The following is a 19,956-nucleotide window of genomic DNA, read 5'->3' as shown; positions in this document are numbered from 1 at the left end:
GGGGAGGTCGACCGTGAGAGCCACGTTGCGCTTGCTCGCTGGTGCGGGAGTGTCGGTCGCACTGCTGGCGCTGGCCGCACCCGGAGCGGCTACCGCGCAGGAAGACGCGCTCACCACCATCAAGCACCCGGTCACCGGCCGCTGTGTGACCGCTGACGCCGCGAGCACCGTTCTCACACTCGACTGCACGGGCGCAGACACCCAGAAGTGGGACATCTCCACCACGCCCGGCAGGTTCCAGAACGTCGGCGACGGCCGCTGCCTCGCCAGCGACGGCAGTGTGGTCTTCACCATGAGCTGTACGAGCCAGACCACCTGGAGGATCGTCATGGGCACACCGAAGCGGATCGTGCACGTGCCGACTGGCGGCTGTCTGCAGAACGGCGGCGGCGACGGTGAACGGCTCCGCGTGGGCCCCTGCGCCCGCGGCACGGCCTGGCAGTTCTGACAGTCCGACGCGGCGGAACCAGTGAGTAGCGTCGTGGACATGGAGAACGGCGGACCCAGTCAGACAGCGCTCGTCACCGCGTATGCCCGCGCCTACCACCAGATCGCCGACCAGCCACGGATCTTCACGGACCCTCTCGCGGCACGGCTGCTCGGCCACACCGCGGAAGAACTGCCGGGACTGGCTGCGACCGATCGCCTCAGCGGCGCCGTGACAGACCGGAACCGCCGCCTGTTCTTCGCCTCCAGGGCCCGTTTCGCCGAGGACGCCGTGGCCGCGGCCGTCGCAGCCGGTGCGCGGCAGGTCGTGATCCTGGGCGCGGGCCTGGACACCTTCGCCTACCGCAACCCGCGGCGGGACCTGCGCGTCTTCGAGGTCGACCACCCCGCCACCCAGGCGTGGAAGCGGGAGCGCCTCGCCACCGCCGGGATCGACAGCCCCGGGACGCTGACCTTCGTGCCGGTCGACTTCGAAACCCAAGCGCTGGCAACGGAACTGGAGTCCGCCGGATTCAGGCGGACGGACCCGGCCGTGTTCGTGTGGCTGGGCGTCGTCTACTACCTGACCCCGGACGCCGCCCACGCCACCCTCGCCTACATCGCCGGTCAGGCCCGGCCGGTCGAGGTCGTCCTCGACTACCTCCGGTCCGCGACCACCGAGGCGGAAAGCGCCTACCAGCGCGCACGGGCCGATCGGCTGGCCGGCGTCGGCGAACCCCTGTTCAGCTACTTCACTCCCGACGGTCTCTCCGCACAGTTGCGAGACCTCGGGTTCACCGGTGTCGAGGACCACTCCGCTCCCGACCTGATCGCCGGTTACCTCGGCGGGCCCGCGGCGTTCGACGGTGAACCGTCCCCAGCGTTGCAGGCGATCCGCATGCTGCGCGCGAGCCGCTGAGAACGCCGCGGGTGCAGGCTGTGGCGGTCGGTTCCCGCTGATCTGGGCGGTGCGATGCGTTGTCCGCAAACGATGTGCTGCGTTTGATCATCAGATTTCGGTCGAACACCCAGGGGTGTGCGGGGCTACCGGACGGTGCGTGCAGGAGACCGTTGTGCTCGGTCTGCTTGCCGATCCGTGGCCGGGCCCTGGGCGCGGCTGGAGAGCGACGACGCGGTGCGCAACGCCGCGTACGGCCACCGCGCTCGCTCGCCGCGGTGGCCGGACGCGGGCGGCCGTCAGGGTTTGAGGACGACCTTCTCGCAGTCGTCCTGCTTGTTCTTGAACATCTCGAAGCCGCGTTCGGCCTCGTCCAACCGCAGGGTGTGGGTGATGATCCGGGTCGGATCGATCTCCCCGCGCTCGATGCGCTGCAGCAGCGGCTTCATGTAGCGCTGGACGTGGCACTGCCCGGTCCGCAGCGTCAGCGACCGGTTCATCCACGCGCCGGCGGGGAACTTGTCCAGCAGTCCGCCGTAGACGCCGACCACCGAGACGATGCCGCCGCTGCGGCACGACAGGATCGCCTGGCGCAGCGCATGGGGGCGTTCGGTCTCCGACCGCACGGCTTGCTTGACCCTGTCGTAGGCGGAGATGAGCGCGCTGCCGTGCGTGGCCTCCAGGCCTACCGCGTCGATGCACTTGTCCGGTCCGCGGCCGCCGGTCAGCTCCAGCAGCCGGGAGCGCACGTCGACCTCGTCGAAGTTCACGGTCGTGTAGCCGGCCTGTTCGGCCATCCGCAGCCGGTAGGGCTCCTTGTCGATGGCGATGACCTTCGCGGCGCCGAGGACCCTGGCGCTGTCCATGGCCAGCTGGCCGACCGGGCCGGCGCCCCACACCGCCACCACGTCGGTGGGCTGGATGTCGCACATCTCGGCACCCATGTAGCCGGTGGGCAGGATGTCGGACAGGAACAGCACCTGCTCGTCGGTCAGGTCCGACTCGATCTTCAACGGGCCGACGTCGGCGAACGGCACCCGCGCGTACTGCGCCTGACCGCCCGCGTAGCCGCCGGTCAGGTGCGAGTAGCCGAAGATGCCCGCGACCGGGTGCCCGAACATCTTCTCCGCGATCCCGGCGTTCGGGTTGGAGTTCTCGCAGCAGGAGTACAGCTCCGCGGCGCAGGCCGCGCACGCGCCGCAGGCGATCGGGAACGGGACGACGACCCGGTCGCCGACCCGCAGCCGGCCGGGGTCGACGCCGGGACCGACCTCGACCACCTCGCCCATGAACTCGTGGCCCAGGACGTCCCCGTCCTGCATGGTCGGCACGTAGCCGTCGACCAGGTGCAGGTCCGAGCCGCAGATCGCGGTGGAGGTGATCCGGACGATGGCGTCGCGGGCGTTCAGGATCCTCGGGTCCGGCACGTCGCGGACCTCGACCTTGTTGCGGCCCGCCCAGGTGGTCGCCCTCACGCGTCCGCTCCCTTCTCCAGTTCGGCGTCCGACAGCGGCTGCGCCGGGCGCTGCGGGAACTCCTCGCGCGCCCGCTTGCCCCACGGGGCTCCGTCGGACCGGACGACCTCGCCGGTCTCCAGCACCTGCTTGAGCCGGCGCAGGTCGTCGTCGAGCTGCTGGTGCGGTTCCTCGCCGAAGTACTGGGCGACCGCCTTGCCGATCGCGCCGCCCGGGATCTCGTACACCATGCCGACGTGGATCTCGGTGCTCACACCGTCCGGGGCCTGCACGAACCGGACCGTGCCGGCGTTGGGCACGTCGGCGTCACCGGTCGACCGCCACGCGATCTTCTCGGAGGGCAGTTCGTCGGTGATCTCCGCGTCCCACTCGACGTTCTGGCCGAACGGGGCGCTGGCGACCCAGTGGCTCGTCCGGTCGCCGGTGGGGCGGATGTCCTCGACGTGCGCCATGAACGTCGGGAGGTTCTCCAGGTCGCGCCAGAACGCGAACACCTCCGACACGGGTTTGCGAATGGTGGTGCTGGCCGTCAACTCCATGGGTTCTCCTTCGCGTGTGCCCCGCACCACCGGCACGGAGCCGACCGCCCGCCACGGTGTCCCGAGCCCGGCCGGTCCGCCGCGTCGCCCGGAGCAGGGGCGTCTCCTCGAACCGAACTACCCGTCGAAATGCCGCCTAACCCGCCATCGGCCGCTGCGGGGCCAGGACCTGCGCATCGAGGTGGATGCTCCGTTCGGTTCTGGCCGTGCGGGTACGTTGGGCGGGTTCGCGAACGAAAAGAGGCGAGGATGAGCGAGGACCTGCCGTTGGAGATCGGTGTTCACGACCGCGGTGCCGACACGGTGGCGGCCGTCGTCGGCGAGCTCGACTTCGGCACGACCCCCCGCATGCTGAAGACGGTCGAACCGCTCGCGGCGCAGGGCCGGACGCTGGTGCTGGACCTGTCCGGGCTCGACTTCTGCGACTCCAGTGCGCTCAGCGCGCTGGTGAGGTTGCACAAGGTCGCCCAGGCGGCGGGCGGCGCGCTGCACCTGGCCGCCTTACGGCCTCAGGTCAGGTCCGCGATCACGCTCACCTCGCTGGACCAGCTGCTGACGATCCACCCGCAGGTGCCCGACGCGCTCGGCGGTCCTGGCCGGTGAACACCCCCTCTCCCCGGCATGCCGGGGACGGCGGCTTCGCCTCGTTCGGCCTGTCGGACGTGGTGCGGCTGACCGCGGAACTCCGCGCCGCGGCCGAGAGCGCCGACGACTTCGCTTCCGCCGCCACCGCGGTCGTGGAACGACTGCGCGGTTGTTTCACGGACGAGCGCGGAGAGTCGGCCGTGCTGTCGGCGGGGTTGTTCTCCACCCGCCGTTTCGCCGAGTTGCCCGAAGCGCTCCAGCGGTTCGTACGCGAAACCGAGCCGGACGACGTCGATCCGGACACGTGGTGCCTGGTGCTGGAAGCCGGCTCCGGGATGGAGTGCGCACCGGCTGCGCGCCGCGTACCCGGTGCGGTCGCGCCGACGTCGGCCGAAGCCGCTGCCGCGACGCCGATGGCCGACGCGCTCGGCCTGACGGAGACGGGGGAGCGGTGCGGTGTCTTCCTCGTCCCCGACGCCGACGGCAGCGACCACGTCCCGGACCAGGGCTTCGTCCGGGCCCACGGCGTCCGCTCCGTGCTGGCGTTCGGTGGCGCACTGCCGGACGGCGGCCTGTTCTGCGTGGTGCTGCCGGCGAGCGTGCCGATCTCCTCGCAGACCGCGGAGCTGTTCCGGTCGGTGGCCGTCAGCGTGCGCACCGGGCTGCTGACCCACCCCCTGCCGGGACGCGGCAAGGTCGACGTGGCTGCTCAGCGCGACGCCCTGCTCGACCACCTCCGCGTGCTGGAGGACACCTCCCGCGACCAGGCGGCCGACCTCGAGAACACGGTCCACCGGCTGCGGGCCGAAGCAGAGCTGGTCGACACGCTGCAGGTCGTCGGCCGCCGGCTGACCTCGCAGCTGCACCTCGACACCCTCGTCCAGGACGCCACGGACGCCGCGACCAAGGCCACCGGGGCGGAGTTCGGCGCGTTCTTCTACAACCTCGTCGACCAGTACGGCGAGTCCTACACCCTGTACACGCTGTCGGGCGTGCCCAGGTCGGCGTTCGAGCGCTTCCCCATGCCCCGCAACACCGACGTCTTCTCCGTCACCTTCAACGGCGAGGGCACGGTCCGCTCCGACGACATCACCCGGGATTCGCGCTACGGCCGCAACGACCCCTATGGCGGCATGCCACCGGGGCACCTCCCGGTGCGCAGCTACCTGGCCGTACCGGTGGTCTCACCGTCGTCGCGGGAGGTGCTGGGCGGGTTCTTCTTCGGCCACCACGAGACCGGGCGGTTCACCGAGCGGCACGAGCAGCTCGCCGAGGGCATCGCCGGTTACGCGGCGATCGCCCTGGACAACGCCCGCCTGTTCGACCGCCAGCGCTCGACGGCGACCGAGCTCACCCACAGCATGCTGCCCACGGTGCCGCACGTGAACGGTCTGGCCATCGCGTCCCGCTACCTGCCGGCGGCCACCGGCTCCGAGGTCGGCGGGGACTGGTTCGACGTGCTCGAACTGCCCGCCGGACGCACCGCGTTCGTCGTGGGCGACGTCGTGGGCCGGGGTGTGACCGCGGCGGCCGTGATGGGGCAGATGCGCACCGCCGTGCGCTCCTACGCGCTGCTGGACCTGCCCCCTTCCGACGTGCTGCGCCAGGCGTCGGCACTGGCGGGCGTCACCCCCAGAGCCACGTTCATCACCTGCTTCTACGCCGTGCACGACCCCGCGGACGACACCCTGACCTACGCCAGCGCCGGTCACCTGCCGGCGGTGCTGACGCACCCCGACGGCACGACGGAGCTGATCGGTGAGGGCCTGGGGATGCCGCTGGGCGTCGGCGAGGCGTTCCGGCAGCGGCAGACGTCGTTCCCGGTCGGTGCGCGGCTGACCCTCTACACCGACGGTCTGGTCGAGAGCCGCGTCCGCGACCTCAGCACGGGCATCGACGCCCTGCTGGCCGAGATCCGCGCTCTGCCGCCCGACCTGGACCTCCAGGTCGCCTGCGACAAGCTCATCGACCGCCTCACCGCCGGGCGCCACGACGACGACGTCGCGCTGTTGCACGTGCACCGGCTGGAGGCGACCCGTCAGGTGGCCTCCCTGCCGCTGGAGGCCGGTCCGGCCGTCGCGTCCCAGGCCCGCGCCTTCGTCACCGAGCAGCTGGTCAGGTGGAACCTGGCCGAGATGCGCGACGCGGCGCTCACCGTGGCCAGCGAGCTGGTGGCCAACGCGGTCCAGCACGCCGACCGCCCCGTCATGCTGCGCCTGCAGCGCGAGAACTCCCTGCTGTTCATCGACGTCGCCGACCACGGCATCTCGGGGCCCCGCCTGTTCACCGCGGACCCGCGGAGCGAACGGCACCGCGGTCTGGTCCTGGTCGACGCGTTCGCCACCCGGTGGGGCACCCGCGCCACCGAGGACGGCAAGGTCGTCTGGGCCGAGATCACGACGACGCGCGCCCCGGGGCAGCGAGGAACGTCGTGACCCCGCCGGTTCCACCTGCGCAGGTCGTCCCCGGTAGCGGGTATCTTGTGCGCCGGAGGCGCGTCGACGGCCGGGTGCCGTGTCGCGTCGGACCGGCGGTGAGGACGGCGGTCGCGCCGCAGGGGAGAGGTAATGGTGGTGACGCACAAGCGCAGATCGGGGTTCGCCGAGCACGGGCGGGGGTTCGGGCCTCATGATCACGTGTGCTGGCGGTACCGCGATGAGCGCGACCTCCGCGACCGGGTCCGCGAGTTCCTGTCGGAAGGGCTGGCCCTCGGTCACCGGGTCGGCTACATCGGCACCGGGGACCCCGAGATCCTGGCCGAGGACCTCGACGGCATCGACGGCATTCGCGAAGCGCTGAGGACCGGTGCCGCACAGGTCGCCTCGCTGGACACCACCTACCCGGTCGGCACGGTGATCGAGCCAGCGGCGCAGGTGAGGGCCTACGCCGAGGCGACGGACGCGGCCCTGGCCGCCGGGTTCGCCGGGTTGCGCGTCGCGGCCGACTGCACCTCGCTGGTGCGCACCCCGCAGCAGCTGGACGCCTTCTCCCGCTACGAGCACCGGATCGACCGGTACATGGTCGACCGGCCGTTCTCGGCGATGTGCGCCTACGACGCCGGCGAGGTGGACGACCACGCGTTCGCGCAGCTGGCCTCCCTGCACCCCAACGCCAACGTCTCTTCCGCCGGCTTCCGGTTGCACGCGGCCGACGAGCGGGCCACCGCCTTCGCCGGCGAGGTGGACCAGACCAGCGAGGACCTGTTCGCCCTCGCACTGCACCGCGCCGACCTCCGCCCCCACGACGGGCAGCTGGCGTTCGACGCCACCGGCCTCACCTTCCTCGACCACCGCACCTTGCTGCGCCTGTCCCGCCACGCCGCCGACCGCGACGCGTCCGTCGTGTTGCGGACCTCCTGGCCGGGCGTGTCCAAGCTGGTGAACCTGCTCGACCTCGCCAACGTCCGAGTGGAGTGCACCGCATGACGATCACCGCCCTCCCACCTCTGGGTGACTTCCCTCTGGGCGACTTCCCTCTGGGTGACTTCGTCCACCCCGCGGTGTTCTACGCCTCCGACGAGGAGTACCTGCACCTGCTGGTGCCCTTCGTCGTGGAAGGGCTGGAGCAGGGCCACCCGGTCGCCGCCTCCGTGCCCGCCCGGCAGCTGCGGCTGCTGCGCGACGCCCTCGGCGCCGCCGCTGACGACGTGCTGCTGCTCGACATGGAGGTGGAGGGCCGCAACCCCGGCCGGATCATCCCCGCCGTGCTGCGCCGGTTCGCCGACAGCCACCCCGGGACGCACGTCCGCATCATCGGTGAGCCGATCTGGGCCGGTCGCACCGACGTCGAGTACCCGGCCTGCGCCCAGCACGAAGCCCTGATCAACCTCGCCTTCGCCGGGCGCGACGTGACCATCGCCTGCCCCTACGACACCGCCGCGCTCGACGAGCAGGTCGTGACCGACGCGCTGGCCACCCACCCGGAGGTGTGGGAGACCGGCGGCCGCCGCGGCAGCGACCGCTACGCCCCCGACGCCGTCGTCAGCCGCTACAACCAGCCCTTCGACATCGCCCCGGACGCCGTCGCGCTCCAGGTCACCACTTCCGCCGGCATCCGCGAAGCCCGCCGTTTCGCCACCGGGCACGCCGACCGGCTCGGCCTGTCCGGCACCCGGTCCGCCGACCTCGCGCTGATCACCACGGAACTCGTCGCCAACAGCTTCCGGCACGCGGGCGGCTCCTGTCTGCTGAGCATCTGGCGGGACGGCACCCACCTCGTCTGCACCGCTCAGGACAGCGGCCACCTCGCCGATCCTCTCGCCGGCCGCCGGCCCGCCGCTCTCGACCAGGACGGCGGTCGCGGTCTGCTGCTGATCAACCAGCTCGCCGACCTGGTGCGCGTCCACACCACGCCGGACGGGACGACCACGCACGTCTTCCTGCGCATCGCCTCGTGAAGGCCCTGATCAGGAACGCGCGACAGGGCGGCGACTCGCCACGTTCCCGGGTGGCGGCCTGTCCGGTGGAACCACTGGCAGTATGTGCACGATGGACGTGAGCAGCAGGAACAACGTGACCGTGACCGGTCGCGAAGACGGTCCGGCGGTGCTGCTCGCGCACGGTTTCGGCTGTGACCAGAACCTGTGGCGGCTGATCGTGCCGGCGCTGGCCGAGCGGTTCCGGGTGGTGCTGTTCGACCACATCGGCTCCGGCAGGTCGGACGCGTCGGAGTGGTCGGCGGAGCGGTACTCGTCGCTGGACACCTACGCCGGGGACGTGCTGGAGATCTGCGCGGCGCTGGACCTGCGGGACGTGGTGCTGGTCGGGCACTCGGTGTCGGCGATGATCGCGGTGCTGGCGGCGAACCGCGAGCCGGACCGGTTCGCGAAGCTGGTGCTGCTGACGCCGTCGCCGTGCTACGTCGACGACGGCGACTACCGGGGCGGGTTCAGCCGCGCCGACATCGACGAGCTGCTGGAGTCGCTCGACTCCAACTACCTCGGCTGGTCGGCGACGATGGCGCCGGTGATCATGGGCAACCCGGACCGTCCCGAGCTGGGCGGCGAGCTGACGGACAGCTTCTGCCGCACCGACCCGACGATCGCCCGGGTGTTCGCCAGGGCGACGTTCCTCTCCGACAACCGCGCCGACCTGTCGAAGGTCTCGGTACCGACGCTGGTGATCCAGACGGCGCGGGACGCCATCGCGTCGCAGGAGGTCGGCCGGTTCGTCCACGAGCAGATCGCCGGCAGCGAGCTGGTGACGCTGGACGCGACCGGGCACTGCCCGCAGCTCAGTGCTCCCGAGGCGACCGCAGAGGCGATCCTCGGGTTCGCTGGTGCGCGGTGATGTGCGAGGCCGACGACGCGAAAGGTGGCGGCGGAGCCCACGACGACAGCGGCGTCGGCGCGATGTTCTCGGCCCTGCTGGAGGACAGCGCGGAGGACCTGTACGAGAACGCTCCGTGCGGCTACCTCTCCACGTTGATGGACGGCACGATCGCCAAGATCAACGGCACTCTGCTCGCCTGGCTGGGATCGCGGCGTGACGAGCTGGTCGGCCGGCGGCGCTTCAGCGATCTGCTGACCGTCGGCGGCCGGATGTACTACGAGACCCACATCGCGCCGACGCTCGCGATGCACGGCGAGGCCGGCGGTCTCGCGCTGGACCTGAGGGCCGCGGACGGGACGCGGTTGCCGGTGCTGGTGACGTCGACGGTGAAGAAGGGTGACGACGGTGCCGCGCAGCTGATCCGCATCACGCTCTTCGACGCCCGCGACCGCCGCGCGTACGAACGCGAGTTGTTGCGTGCGCGCGAGCAGGCCGACGTCGAACGCGACCGTGCGCGGCAACTCGCGTCGACGCTGCAGAAGACCCTGCTGCCACCCGCGCTGATGACGGTGCCGGGAATGGAGGTGGCCGCCTACTACCACCCCGCCTCGGCCGACGAGGTCGGCGGCGACTTCTACGACCTCTTCCCGCTCACCGGTGACAGCTGGGGCTTCTTCCTCGGTGACGTGTCCGGAAAGGGCGCGGAGGCGGCCGTGGTGACCTCGCTGGCGAGATACACCCTGCGTTCCGCCGCCGTGTACAACCCGGAGCCGGTCAAGGTGCTGGACAACCTGAACACCGTGCTGCACCAGCAGTACCGCGGCGGGGACACCCGGTTCTGCACGGTCATCTACGGCTCACTCGTCCCCGACGACGCGGGCTGCGCCATCACCCTGGTCAGCGGCGGGCACCCGTCGGCGATCATCGTGCGCGCCGATGGCGTGGCGGAGTTCCTGCACACTCCCGGCGGGATGCTCGTCGGCGCGATCCCCGGCGCGAAGTTCGCCGAGGTGACAGCGCACCTCGCGGCGGGCGACACCCTGCTGCTCTACAGCGACGGCCTCACCGAGGCCCGCCCGGTCGGCGCCAGCAGGGAGCGGTACAGCGAGGAGGACCTGCTCGACTTCCTCGCGGCGTCGGCGGCGTCCACCGCGCCCGACGTGATCAGTGCGTTGACCGCGCTCCTCAAAGGATTCGGCAACGGCGTCGAGGACGACACGGCACTGCTCGCCCTGAGCATTCCCCTGGCCGAAATCGGGGATGCGTGAGCACCAAGTTCAGCACCACGACGCGAACCACTCCCACCGGGCCGGTTCTCGTCTTCGCCGGCGAGCTGGACTCGTCCACCGCCCCCGCCGCGCGCGACGCCATCCAGGGGCTCTCGCTCCACGCCGGTGACCAGCTGATCATCGACCTGGCCGGGCTGAGGTTCTGCGACTCCAGCGGAATCGCCGCCCTCATCGCGGCGCGCAACCTCGCCGGCGCGGCCGGTGCGGCGATCGCACTGGTCGCCTTGTCACCCCACCTGAGCAAGGTGCTCCGGCTGCTCGGCCTCGCCGAGATCTTCGCGACCCATCCGACCGCGGACCAGGCCCGGGAAGCCTGGGCCGAGCGGCGCGCAGAACGCTGACCTGCCCGGTTCGTCGGCGACGCTCGGTGATGAGCGGGCGCTCTGGGTGAACTGTTCGGCTGTCGTGTCGCGGCCCCGGAAATTCTCGCTGACCATGACTGGGTCGGCGGGGAGCGGAGGAGGGCTGCCGGATGGGAAGCGCGGCACCAGCGGGTCGATCGTCGGACCTCATCAGGCCCATGCTCGCCACGCCGGGCAACGCCCCGCAGGACGACGGCTGGGCCGTCGAGTTCAAGTGGGACGGCTACCGGGGCGTCGCGCACTGCCGTGGACGCGGTGTGCAGGTGATCAGCCGCAACGACCTCGACTTCCTGGGCCGCTTCCCGGAGCTCGCCATCCTGCCCGATCTCCTGCACAACCGGACCGCCGTGCTCGACGGGGAGATCGTGGCGCTGGACGAGGACGGGCGCCCGGACTTCGGGCTGCTCCAGCAGCGCAACAAGTTGGGTTCGGGCGTGCGCGAGCTGCGGCCGAGCAGGCCGCGCATCGCGTACTTCGTCTTCGACCTGCTGCACCTGGACGGGCGGTCGCTGGTGTCCAAGCCGTACGACGTGCGGCGCGCGATGCTCGCCGACCTGGGCCTGCCGGGCGATCACGCGGTGCAGGTGCCCCCGGCGTTCATGGACACCGAGCCGGAGGCCGTTCTCCGCGTCGCGAGCCAGTACGGGTTCGAGGGAATCGTCTCGAAGCGGGTGAAGTCCCGGTACGAGCCGGGCCGACGGTCACCCACCTGGGTGAAAACGCCCTTCCGGTACACCCAGGAGGTCGTCATCGGCGGATGGCGGGCGGGGCAGGGCAACCGAGCGGGCCGGATCGGGTCGTTGCTTCTCGGCGCTCACGACGGTGAGGGCCGGCTGGTCTACGTCGGACACGTCGGTACGGGCTTCAGCCAGAAGGTGCTCGCGGATCTGCAGCGACAGCTCGAGCGGCGATCGCGGCCCACCAGTCCCTTCGACGTCGAGGTGCCGCGCGAACACGCGCGCGACGCCCGTTGGGTCGAACCGGGGCTGGTGGGTGAAGTCGAGTTCCGGCAGTGGACCACGGACGGTCGCCTGCGGCATCCGGCCTGGCGAGGGCTGCGCCCGGACCGGGACCCGTCCAGCGTCGTGCTTCCGTTCAAGCGGTGACACCGGTCCGTGTAGCCTGATCGGGTCGAAAAGGACCTTGGCCGGCATTGGTGAGCCCGGCCCCTCGACACGAGGCTCCGTTCGCCACCGCGGTGGCGACCCGCGACAAGCTCTCGGTGAGCAACCGAGGCTTGACGCTGCCCGTCCTGTCGAGTCTCGGCTGTTCGCCTCGTCATCACGCGAGGAGAAGCGATGCCCGTCATTCGTACCGGTTCAGCGGTCACCCAGATCAACGTGTTCACCGTCGAACCCGACCGCCAGCAGCCGTTGATCGACTACCTGGCGCAGGCCGCCAGGGTGGCCAGTGAGGTGCCCGGCTGGATCTCGGCGAGCCTGCACCGCAGCCTGGACGGCACCCGTGTCGTCAACTACGCGCAGAGCGCGGACCTCGATGCCGCGCAGCGGGTGGTCCAGCACCTGAGGTCGCGGGGGCTGCTGGAGGGCAACAAGGCGTTCGGCCAGGCCCAGCCCGGTCTCTACGAGGTCTCCTTCACCCTCGATCGGGACAGCTGACCGTCGGCACGGCCGGTCTCGATCAGGCGGTGCTCCGGCTGCCTGATCGAGGTCGGGCCCCACTGGCCGCGCGGCGTTGCCGGTGGGCGCGAGCGCGGCCGGTGGCGGTGTACCACTGGACGGCGATGATCGTGGCCAGGGCGAGTTCGGCCAGGTCGCCGCCGTAGTACATCAGCTGGGCGCCTTGGTGCAGGTCGGCGGTGGTGAAGGCGGTGCCCGGCGGGGGCGTGGCGTAGAGGGTCTTGGCCAGTACGGCGTGCGCGGCGCCGGCGGCCAGCAGGGCGGTTGCGCGCCAGGCCGGGCTCCAGCGGTGCCGCATCGGGTCCAGCCGGCACACGGCGAAGGTGAACAGCAGCCCGGAGACCACGACGTGGAGGTGGACGGCGGCGTGCACCAGTGGCTGGTGGTGGGTGGCGGCGAACAGGGGCGTCCGGTACAGCAGCCACAGGCCGCCGACGTCCAGCAGAGCCGCCAGCGGAGGGAAGACCAGCACGGTCGCAGGCGTCGAGTGCGCCACGGCCAGCAGCGCGCGCCGCGGTCCTGTCGGCACCACCCGCACCAGCAGGGTCAGCGGGCGGGCCGGCACCACCAGCACGGGGGCGATCATCGCCAGGACGAGGTGCTGGGCCATGTGGGCCGTGAACGGACCGCCGGGCAGCGGACCCAGGAGCGCGTAGGCCAGGACAGCGCATCCGGCGGTGAAGCAGATGTCGCGCCATCCCGGCCAGGCGTCCCCGCGCCGTCGCAGGCGGGCCGTGGCTGCCAGGTAGGCCAGCGCCGCCAGCAGTGCCGTCACTGCGATGACCGTACCCATTGCGGGCGTGTGGTGCAGGTGGTGATCACTCACGAGCGAACCTGTCGGCGTGCGCGCACGGCCAGGGCCGCACCCACAGCCAGCAGCACCAGCGCCGCGGCGTTCCACACCAGGTCGTAGAGCAGCACGTCCACGCCGTAGCGGACCTGGTGCAGGTGCAGCAGCTTGTGGTCGACGATCCCGTCGAACAGCTGGAAGCCGCCCAAGCCGAGGAACAGTCCTGCCAGGGCGTGGGCCGGGGCGAGGGCGTGACGGCGGCGCAGGTCGGCGTACAAGACGAACCCGGCCACCAAGGCCAGCAACTCCGCGGTGTGCAACAGCCCGTCCGACACCAGCCCCACCGCCGGGGTGGACCGGTCGAAGAAGTGGTGCCAGGCCAGGATCTGGTGGAACACGATCTCATCGATCGCGGCCATCACCGCCGCGCCGATCACCGCGCACACGACCATCGACCTTCGTGGCAGGAGTGCGGAGGGCGGTGGGGCCTGCCGGGCGGAGTCGTTCATCAGGCGTGCGGCTCTCCTGTCTACCGGGTGTGGGCGTGGCTGCGGGGGAGTGGGCCGACGTCAGCGTGGCGGCCGGGGCGCAGCGCGGCGTGGCGCTGTCCGGGTCCAGGGCCGGACCGGGCCGCCAGGACGTCGGCGACGACACCGGTGGCGAAGGCGTAGACGGACTTGTGCAGCAGGTCCACCACCAGCTCCCCGCGGGGCCAGGTGGGCGGCGGGGCGCCGACGCCGGTGGCGTTCTCCAGGATCTGGTCGTTGGTCAGCCGGACCACGGCGAACTTCGCCGACGACCACGGGCCCCGCAGCCCGGCGTGCGCCATGACCGAGCGCAGCACGCCGAGCAGGATGCCCTGGCCGAAGTGCATCGCCAGGTTGACCGGCACCGGCTGCCTGCCACCGGGCCGCTCCCGCATGCCGGTGAGCCGCTGCAGCACCCGCGCCGGCACGTGGGAGTCCGGGCGACCGGTCAGGCGCTGTTCCGCCTTCTCCCCCAGCGTCATCACCAGCACGCCGGCGGTGCCGGCGACCAGGCCCTCCCACAACGCGCGTTTCATCATGTCGCTCGTGTACCCGGCTCCGGGCGACCTATCCACGACCTCTGCGCCGGCACATGGTGTGAAGGCATGCGCCGGCCATCAGCACCAGCACACCTGTGAAGACCAGCACGAACAAGCCGGTGAGTGCGCCGATGATCACGCACGCCGCTCCGAGGACGTCGACGGCGAGTCGCGTCCCCCGGCGGTTGGCTGTTCGCGGTTCGGCACCGTGCGCGCTCAGCATCGCGGCGAGCTCCGGGTCGTTGACGGTGAGCCAGCGTTCGATCCGGCGGAGTTCCCTGAGCTCGCGGGCGGCGTCCACTGCTCAGTGCTCCGTGTCGCGGTCGGTCGGGGCGAGCACCTTTTCCGTGATCTTGTCGATGCCGGCCGGTCCCGGCTTGGTGATGGAGACGTGGGACTCGGCGCGCATCCGTTCGACCATGTGCGGGTAGTGAAGCTCGAACGCCGGGCGTTCGGAGCGGATCTTCGGCAGCTCGTGGAAGTTGTGCCGTGGCGGGGGTGAGGTGGTGGCCCATTCCAGAGAGTTGCCGAACCCCCAGGGGTCGTCGGCGCGGGCGGGTTCGCCGTAGCGGTAGCTGCGGGCGATGTTGTAGAGGAACGGCAGTACGGACGCGCCGAGGACGAACGAGCCGATGGTGGAGATGGTGTTGAGGGTCGTGAAGTTGTCCGAGGCCAGGTAGTCGGCGTAGCGGCGGGGCATGCCCTGGTTGCCGAGCCAGTGGTGGACCAGGAAGGTGCCGTGGAAGCCGAGGAACGTGGTCCAGAAGTGCAGCTTGCCGATCGGTTCGCTCATCATGCGGCCGGTGATCTTGGGGAACCAGAAGTAGATGCCGGCGTAGGTGGCGAAGACGATGGTGCCGAAGAGCACGTAGTGGAAGTGGGCGACGACGAAGTAGGTGTCGGTGACGTGGAAGTCGATCGGCGGTGAGGCGAGCAGGATGCCGGACAGGCCGCCGAACAGGAACGTGACGATGAAGCCGAGGCTGAACAGCATCGGTGTCTCGAAGGTGAGCTGTCCCTTCCACATCGTGCCGATCCAGTTGAAGAACTTGATGCCGGTCGGGATGGCGATGATGAATGTGGTGGCGGAGAAGAACAGCAGCAGCACGGCGCCGGTGGCGTACATGTGGTGCGCCCACACGACCACGGAGTACAGGGCGATGGCGATGGTGGCGTAGACGAGTCCTTTGTAGCCGAAGAGCGGTTTGCGGCTGAAGACGGGGAAGATCTCGCTGACGATGCCGAAGAACGGCAGGGCGACGATGTAGACCTCGGGGTGCCCGAAGAACCAGAACAGGTGCTGCCAGAGGATGACGCCGCCGTTGGCCGGGTCGAACACGTGCGCGCCGAAGTGCCGGTCCGCCAGCAGGGCCAGCAGCGCGGCGGTGAGGATCGGGAACGCCAGCAGCACCAGGATGCTGGTGATCAGGATGTTCCAGGTGAAGATCGGCATGCGGAACGCCGTCATGCCGGGCGCGCGCAGGCAGACGATGGTGGTGATCATGTTGACCGCGCCCAGGATCGTGCCGAGACCGCCGACGACGAGCCCGGAGATCCACAGGTCGGCGCCGATGCCGGGGGAGTGCCGCGCGCTGGACAACGGCGTGTAGGCGGTCCAGCCGAAGTCGGCCGCGCCGGCGGGGGTGAGGAACGAGCTCACGACGATCAGCCCGCCGAACAGGAACAGCCAGTAGGAGAAGGCGTTGAGGCGGGGGAACGCGACGTCCGGCGAGCCGATCTGCAGCGGCACGACGAAGTTGGCGAACCCGAACACGATCGGGGTGGCGTAGAGCAGCAGCATCACCGTGCCGTGCATGGTGAACAGCTGGTTGTACTGCTCGTTGGACAGGAACTGCAGACCCGGCCGCGCCAGCTCACCGCGCATCAGCAGCGCCATCGCACCGCCGACCATGAAGAAGCCGAACGACGTGATCATGTACATGATCCCGATCAGCTTGTGGTCGGTGGTGTTGAGGACCTTCAGGAACGCGGAGCCCTTCAGGCCCCGAGCGGTCCGCGTCGGGTGCGGAATCACCGGTGTGGGTTTCAGCGTGGTCATGATTCCCCTTCGGCACCGCGCGACAGGTGCCGCACGGTGTGCGGGCTACCCTGCGAAACCCGCACGACACCCGCCACAACTCGCCCGTTCAGGCGAATTGCCCTGCGAGTGGTTTCCCGTGACCGCGCCGCCGCGGTTCAGCGCTCGAACATGCGTGTGAGCCCGGCGATGCTCAGCACGCGGCGAACCTGCGGACTCGGTGAGGCCAGCCGCAGCGAGCCCGTCATCTGGACGGCCCTGGCCCGGCTGCGGACCAGAGCGCTGAGACCGCTGGAGTCGCAGAAGGTGACACCGGAGACGTCGACGACGAGGTGGTGCCGCCCCTCGTCGATCAGCCGGTCCAGCTTCGCGAGCAGCGTCCCCGACCCGGTCACGTCCAACAGGCCGGTCACCTCCACCAGGGTCTCGGCCGCGGACGTGCCGGTGACGCGGATTCGCACCATGACGCCACCACCTTCACGAAGCAGGATGTGAGCGCAGCGAATACCCCGTGTTCGTCCGATCATGGCTCTGTCGTGATCTTTCGCGAGTCTGGTTCAAAGTGCCCGCGCCGGGTATGCCGCACGAACGTGAGGACGAGTCAGGGAGGAGTGTGCCGTGACGGAACCGACCGAGAACGAGCAGACGGAACGGGGTGCCGCCGAGGAGGCGAGCGGGGCACCGCTCACCGAGACGGAGGTCGAGGTGTCGAAGCGGGCGCCCAGCGACCCGCCGGAGACCGATGGCATCGGCTTGGGTGACGCCGACGTCGAGTGAGTGGGCGGCCGGCCCGGTGACCGGGTCGGCCGGAACGTGCGAGCGGCCGGTTGTCCGGGGCACGGTCGACTCGCTCAGCGGGTGGGGGCGGTAGCTCCAGCGTCAGTCGTTGAGAAGGGAGCCTGTCATGCAGGATCGCCTGCGGCACGTGCGCGAGCGGTGGGATCACGTCCGCGGCCGCGACTTCCGCAGCCTGCAGGCGGGGTGGTGGCACGACGATGTCCCGGACGTTGTCCTCGTACCCGGTCTGGGGGCGCTGAGCTATTTCGTGGACACCCTCGCCGTCTGCGGTGACCGGGCCAGGGCGCACCTGCTCGACGTGCCTGGGTTCGGGCATCGCGCGGCTCGGGTGTGCCCGGCCGGGGTCGGTGCCGTCGCCGAGGCGGTGTCCGGCTGGATCGACGAGGTGCTCGGCCGTCCTGTGGTCCTCGTCGGGCACTCGACTGGTGCGCAGGCCGCGTTGCACGTCGCCGCGGCTCGGCCGGATCTCGTTCGGTCGTTGTTGCTGCTGGGGCCTACCTTTCCGCCTGAACAGCGTGCTTTGATGGAGTTGTTGCTTGCGTTCGTGCGTAACTTCGTGCACGAGCCGCCTGCGTTGGTGCCGGCTACGGCGCCCGACTATCTGCGCGGTGGGCCTCGGGAGATCGCCCGCTTCATTCGTTCTGCGCAGTTGGACGAACCGGAACAGGTCATCACCCAGGTTCGCTGTCCGGTGTTGGTGGCTCGTGGGGAGCATGATGCTTTCGCTCCTTTGCCCTGGGTTGAACGCCTTGCCGGTGCCGCTCGGGACGGGCGGGTGGAGGTTGTTGGCGGTGCTCACACCTTTCCGTTTCGCCGGGGAGCTCTGACCGCTCGGCTGGTGGCTTCCTGCGTGCTTGGTTTTGAGGGCCCCAAGCCCCCGGCACTCCCAAAGGAGCCGGGTCCAGCGCCGTCTGCAGGCTGATGGCGCGCCTGTTGGTTTGGCGGCTCGCTGCCGGTGCCGCACGAAGACTCGTCTCCCAGGCTGGAAAGGCCTTCCAGCAGGCCGCCAGCGCGGGATCGGCATCCGCGCTGGCGGTGATTACCAGGGTGGTCCTGATTTCGGCCCTGCGGGCCGGTGTGTGCTGTTGTCCCTGCTAGGAGCGGGCGAACTGCTGGTGGCCGGTGGAAGTGCCTTGGACACCGTGTGGCTTGAGCTGTTCCACGGCGTCCGTTGGCGTGCGGTGCAGCAGGCCGTCTTCGCACTCGCCGTACTGCCCAGTCTGCCTCAGCGGTGGCGAGTACGCGTGGATGGTGATCGTCGAGTCTGCGCCCGGATCGCGGCGCATGCGGTGGATGAACGTGTCGTCGAAGCAGAACGACTCGAGGTGCTCGTTGGTGAACACGTCCGAGTAGGCGCGTTCTGCCGCGGTCTGGTTCACTTCCCCCACCCGCAGCTCGGGCCTGGTTGCGACGGCTTCGGCGATGGCGGTGAGATCTTCGGGCGACAGACGGCCTCGCTGTGTCTCGAACGGCAGTTCATCGGCCATGGCGCTGGATTGCCTCACATCGAGCGGATAAACGCCGCAGCCCTCGAAAGGCCGAGGTCGGTTGGCGCCGACGTCACGGTTTTCGTGCGTCGGCCGGGTGTTCCGGTGGCTCGACCTGCATGATGTTCACGGTGTCGAGCACGGACACGGTGCTATCGGGCAGCAACACCGGCACCCACAGGTGAGAGGTCTGCGGGTCTACCACGTGAGGGCCGAGGACGACGCCGCTCAGGACGGCGACGGGGTGCAGAACGTCCGGGTTGAGGTAGACGACGACCGCACCGCGGTCAGGGCAAGGTGTCAATGACATGGCGAGGTCCGTGGGGTCGGGTCCGCACCCGTACGAGGCGTGCGGACACAGCGGTGTCGAATCGCCGGTTGCTCGACGTTGCGCCCGGATACCCTTATCGGGCCGTTCAATGCCCGCGGGAACAGACCGCGCGCCATCGCTTGCAGCGCAACCACTCCAGCCAAGCCCTGCTGTGGAGTGATCACGCACCTTCGTCGTGAAGGCGCCTCCGGCCAGCTGGCACGGCCGGCGATGAACCGCTCCGCCAGGGCGTGGAGTTTGACGTTCTCGTGTTGCGACTGCTCGACCAGCAGCCGGAAGGCCCTGTCGGCGGTGATCGAGTGCACGGCCATGAGAACGCCTTTGGCCTGGTCGATGACCGCGCGCGTCGTCAGCGCGGTGCGCAGCTGCTCGGCGAGCTTGAACGCCCGCAGGTACATGCTGTGGCTGCGCAGGGCCGTTTCCACAGCGGCGGTGTACAGCCAGCAGGGGAGCGTCGAGGTCCAGGAAGCCGTGTCCCTGCCGGGAGTAACCGTTGATCGCGCCGGAGTGCTCGCTGTCCACCGTCAGCGGCGCGGACAGGAAGCTCACCATCCCGGCCGTGTGAGCCGCGGTGCCGAACGCGGGCCAGCGTCCCAGCGCCTCCTCGACCGTCGCCCGCTCCACCCGCCCTGTCTCGGCGGCGTTCAGGCAGGGGCCGGTGCCCGTGCGGTACTGGACACCGTCCAGCCGGACGACGAGATCGCTCGTACTCGCGGCGGAGTGCTTCCGACAGGCGCGTCAGCGCTGTGGTCACCTCGTCCAGCACGACGGGCAGCGGCGGGCCGACCTTGTTCGAAGTCGTCACGGTCATCTCCTCGGCGATTGACGAGGACTCCAGGACGAGGTGCACGGCGGGAACGGTCCCACCGGCTCCTGGCTGAACCGGATCGTCGTGCGACGTCCGGTGTACCCGTCCATCACAAACGTCGCCCAGGAGGTGCCGCTGGCCGGCACGGGAAGAC

The 19,956-nt window shown here is 70.2% G+C and carries 24 protein-coding genes; 13 read left to right on the top strand and 11 right to left on the bottom strand.

The window, feature by feature from the left end; translation table 11 throughout:
- Positions 1–13: 13 nt before the first annotated feature.
- Positions 14–448 carry an RICIN domain-containing protein gene (locus tag VM306_RS27830; protein ID WP_325520330.1) on the top strand — a complete coding sequence of 145 codons (435 nt, stop codon included), beginning with the start codon at positions 14–16 and terminating at the stop codon, positions 446–448.
- Positions 449–487: 39 nt separating this feature from the next.
- Positions 488–1,345 (top strand): SAM-dependent methyltransferase, encoded by an 858-nt coding sequence (locus tag VM306_RS27825; RefSeq protein WP_325520328.1) that lies wholly within the window; start codon positions 488–490, stop codon positions 1,343–1,345.
- 278 nt (positions 1,346–1,623) lie between these two features.
- Here VM306_RS27825 and VM306_RS27820 read toward each other — a convergent pair whose 3' ends face one another.
- Together VM306_RS27820 and VM306_RS27815 are read right to left on the bottom strand one after the other, a co-directional pair.
- A complete protein-coding gene (locus VM306_RS27820) occupies positions 1,624–2,799 on the bottom strand; it encodes a zinc-dependent alcohol dehydrogenase (RefSeq protein ID WP_325520326.1) in 1,176 nt (391 codons plus the stop codon).
- Positions 2,796–3,338, bottom strand: a complete 543-nt coding sequence (locus VM306_RS27815; protein WP_325520324.1) for an SRPBCC family protein — start codon at positions 3,336–3,338, stop codon at positions 2,796–2,798. Before VM306_RS27815 ends, VM306_RS27820 begins: the two co-directional genes overlap by 4 nt.
- Before the next feature lie 249 nt (positions 3,339–3,587).
- Between VM306_RS27815 and VM306_RS27810 the strand changes: the two genes are divergently transcribed.
- The 9 genes from VM306_RS27810 to VM306_RS27770 all read left to right on the top strand — a co-directional run bounded on the left by VM306_RS27810 (position 3,588) and on the right by VM306_RS27770 (position 12,463).
- Positions 3,588–3,941, top strand: a complete 354-nt coding sequence (locus VM306_RS27810; RefSeq protein WP_325520322.1) for an STAS domain-containing protein — start codon at positions 3,588–3,590, stop codon at positions 3,939–3,941.
- Positions 3,938–6,358 carry an ATP-binding SpoIIE family protein phosphatase gene (locus VM306_RS27805; RefSeq protein WP_325520320.1) on the top strand — a complete coding sequence of 807 codons (2,421 nt, stop codon included), beginning with the start codon at positions 3,938–3,940 and terminating at the stop codon, positions 6,356–6,358. Before VM306_RS27810 ends, VM306_RS27805 begins: the two co-directional genes overlap by 4 nt.
- 132 nt (positions 6,359–6,490) lie before the next feature.
- Positions 6,491–7,348 carry an MEDS domain-containing protein gene (locus VM306_RS27800; protein WP_325520318.1) on the top strand — a complete coding sequence of 286 codons (858 nt, stop codon included), beginning with the start codon at positions 6,491–6,493 and terminating at the stop codon, positions 7,346–7,348.
- On the top strand, positions 7,345–8,319 hold the full coding sequence (locus VM306_RS27795; RefSeq protein ID WP_325520315.1) for a sensor histidine kinase: 975 nt from the start codon (positions 7,345–7,347) through the stop codon (positions 8,317–8,319). The genes VM306_RS27800 and VM306_RS27795 overlap by 4 nt, the downstream gene beginning before the upstream one ends.
- Before the next feature lie 91 nt (positions 8,320–8,410).
- Entirely contained in the window at positions 8,411–9,211 is an 801-nt protein-coding gene (locus VM306_RS27790) for an alpha/beta hydrolase (protein ID WP_325520313.1), read from the top strand.
- The gene (locus VM306_RS27785) at positions 9,211–10,461 is read left to right on the top strand and encodes a PP2C family protein-serine/threonine phosphatase (protein WP_325520311.1); all 1,251 of its coding nucleotides are present in this window, start codon (positions 9,211–9,213) and stop codon (positions 10,459–10,461) included. The genes VM306_RS27790 and VM306_RS27785 overlap by 1 nt, the downstream gene beginning before the upstream one ends.
- Entirely contained in the window at positions 10,458–10,823 is a 366-nt protein-coding gene (locus VM306_RS27780) for an STAS domain-containing protein (RefSeq protein WP_325520309.1), read from the top strand. Before VM306_RS27785 ends, VM306_RS27780 begins: the two co-directional genes overlap by 4 nt.
- A gap of 179 nt (positions 10,824–11,002) precedes the next feature.
- Positions 11,003–11,950 (top strand): non-homologous end-joining DNA ligase, encoded by a 948-nt coding sequence (gene ligD / locus VM306_RS27775; protein WP_325520307.1) that lies wholly within the window; start codon positions 11,003–11,005, stop codon positions 11,948–11,950.
- Positions 11,951–12,142: 192 nt separating this feature from the next.
- Positions 12,143–12,463, top strand: a complete 321-nt coding sequence (locus VM306_RS27770; protein WP_325520305.1) for an antibiotic biosynthesis monooxygenase family protein — start codon at positions 12,143–12,145, stop codon at positions 12,461–12,463.
- A gap of 22 nt (positions 12,464–12,485) precedes the next feature.
- Here VM306_RS27770 and VM306_RS27765 read toward each other — a convergent pair whose 3' ends face one another.
- The 6 genes from VM306_RS27765 to VM306_RS27740 form a co-directional block, all read right to left on the bottom strand.
- Positions 12,486–13,259: a cytochrome c oxidase assembly protein gene (locus tag VM306_RS27765; protein ID WP_325520303.1), complete on the bottom strand. Its 774-nt coding sequence runs from the start codon at positions 13,257–13,259 to the stop codon at positions 12,486–12,488.
- Positions 13,260–13,306: 47 nt separating this feature from the next.
- The gene (locus VM306_RS27760; protein WP_325520301.1) at positions 13,307–13,783 is read right to left on the bottom strand and encodes a DUF2243 domain-containing protein; all 477 of its coding nucleotides are present in this window, start codon (positions 13,781–13,783) and stop codon (positions 13,307–13,309) included.
- A 20-nt stretch (positions 13,784–13,803) separates the two neighbouring features.
- Positions 13,804–14,340, bottom strand: a complete 537-nt coding sequence (locus tag VM306_RS27755) for a hypothetical protein (RefSeq protein ID WP_325520299.1) — start codon at positions 14,338–14,340, stop codon at positions 13,804–13,806.
- Between the two features lie 28 nt (positions 14,341–14,368).
- Positions 14,369–14,641, bottom strand: a complete 273-nt coding sequence (locus tag VM306_RS27750; protein ID WP_325520297.1) for a DUF3040 domain-containing protein — start codon at positions 14,639–14,641, stop codon at positions 14,369–14,371.
- A gap of 3 nt (positions 14,642–14,644) precedes the next feature.
- Positions 14,645–16,399, bottom strand: coding sequence for a cytochrome c oxidase subunit I (ctaD, locus tag VM306_RS27745; protein WP_325520295.1), 1,755 nt, complete (start codon positions 16,397–16,399; stop codon positions 14,645–14,647).
- A 137-nt stretch (positions 16,400–16,536) separates the two neighbouring features.
- Positions 16,537–16,842 carry an STAS domain-containing protein gene (locus tag VM306_RS27740; RefSeq protein WP_325520293.1) on the bottom strand — a complete coding sequence of 102 codons (306 nt, stop codon included), beginning with the start codon at positions 16,840–16,842 and terminating at the stop codon, positions 16,537–16,539.
- A gap of 154 nt (positions 16,843–16,996) precedes the next feature.
- On the opposite strand from VM306_RS27740, the gene VM306_RS27735 reads away from it, so the two are divergent.
- The gene (locus VM306_RS27735; RefSeq protein WP_325520291.1) at positions 16,997–17,155 is read left to right on the top strand and encodes a hypothetical protein; all 159 of its coding nucleotides are present in this window, start codon (positions 16,997–16,999) and stop codon (positions 17,153–17,155) included.
- Positions 17,156–17,282: 127 nt separating this feature from the next.
- Positions 17,283–18,098: an alpha/beta hydrolase gene (locus tag VM306_RS27730; protein WP_325520289.1), complete on the top strand. Its 816-nt coding sequence runs from the start codon at positions 17,283–17,285 to the stop codon at positions 18,096–18,098.
- A gap of 172 nt (positions 18,099–18,270) precedes the next feature.
- Here the strand turns inward: VM306_RS27730 and VM306_RS27725 are convergent, their stop codons facing one another.
- From VM306_RS27725 to VM306_RS27715, 3 genes are all read right to left on the bottom strand, one after another.
- Positions 18,271–18,663, bottom strand: coding sequence for a hypothetical protein (locus VM306_RS27725; RefSeq protein WP_325520287.1), 393 nt, complete (start codon positions 18,661–18,663; stop codon positions 18,271–18,273).
- A 73-nt stretch (positions 18,664–18,736) separates the two neighbouring features.
- A complete protein-coding gene (locus VM306_RS27720) occupies positions 18,737–18,973 on the bottom strand; it encodes a hypothetical protein (RefSeq protein ID WP_325520285.1) in 237 nt (78 codons plus the stop codon).
- Positions 18,964–19,419 carry an ANTAR domain-containing protein gene (locus tag VM306_RS27715; protein WP_325520283.1) on the bottom strand — a complete coding sequence of 152 codons (456 nt, stop codon included), beginning with the start codon at positions 19,417–19,419 and terminating at the stop codon, positions 18,964–18,966. The genes VM306_RS27720 and VM306_RS27715 overlap by 10 nt, the downstream gene beginning before the upstream one ends.
- Between the last annotated feature and the right edge of the window lie 537 nt (positions 19,420–19,956).

The sequence above is a fragment of the Lentzea sp. genome, from assembly GCF_035525475.1.
In the GTDB taxonomy this organism is placed as follows: Bacteria; Actinomycetota; Actinomycetes; order Mycobacteriales; family Pseudonocardiaceae; genus Lentzea.
The sequence above is the reverse complement of the archived record's forward strand: the minus strand, read 5'-3'. Positions and strand labels throughout refer to the sequence as shown.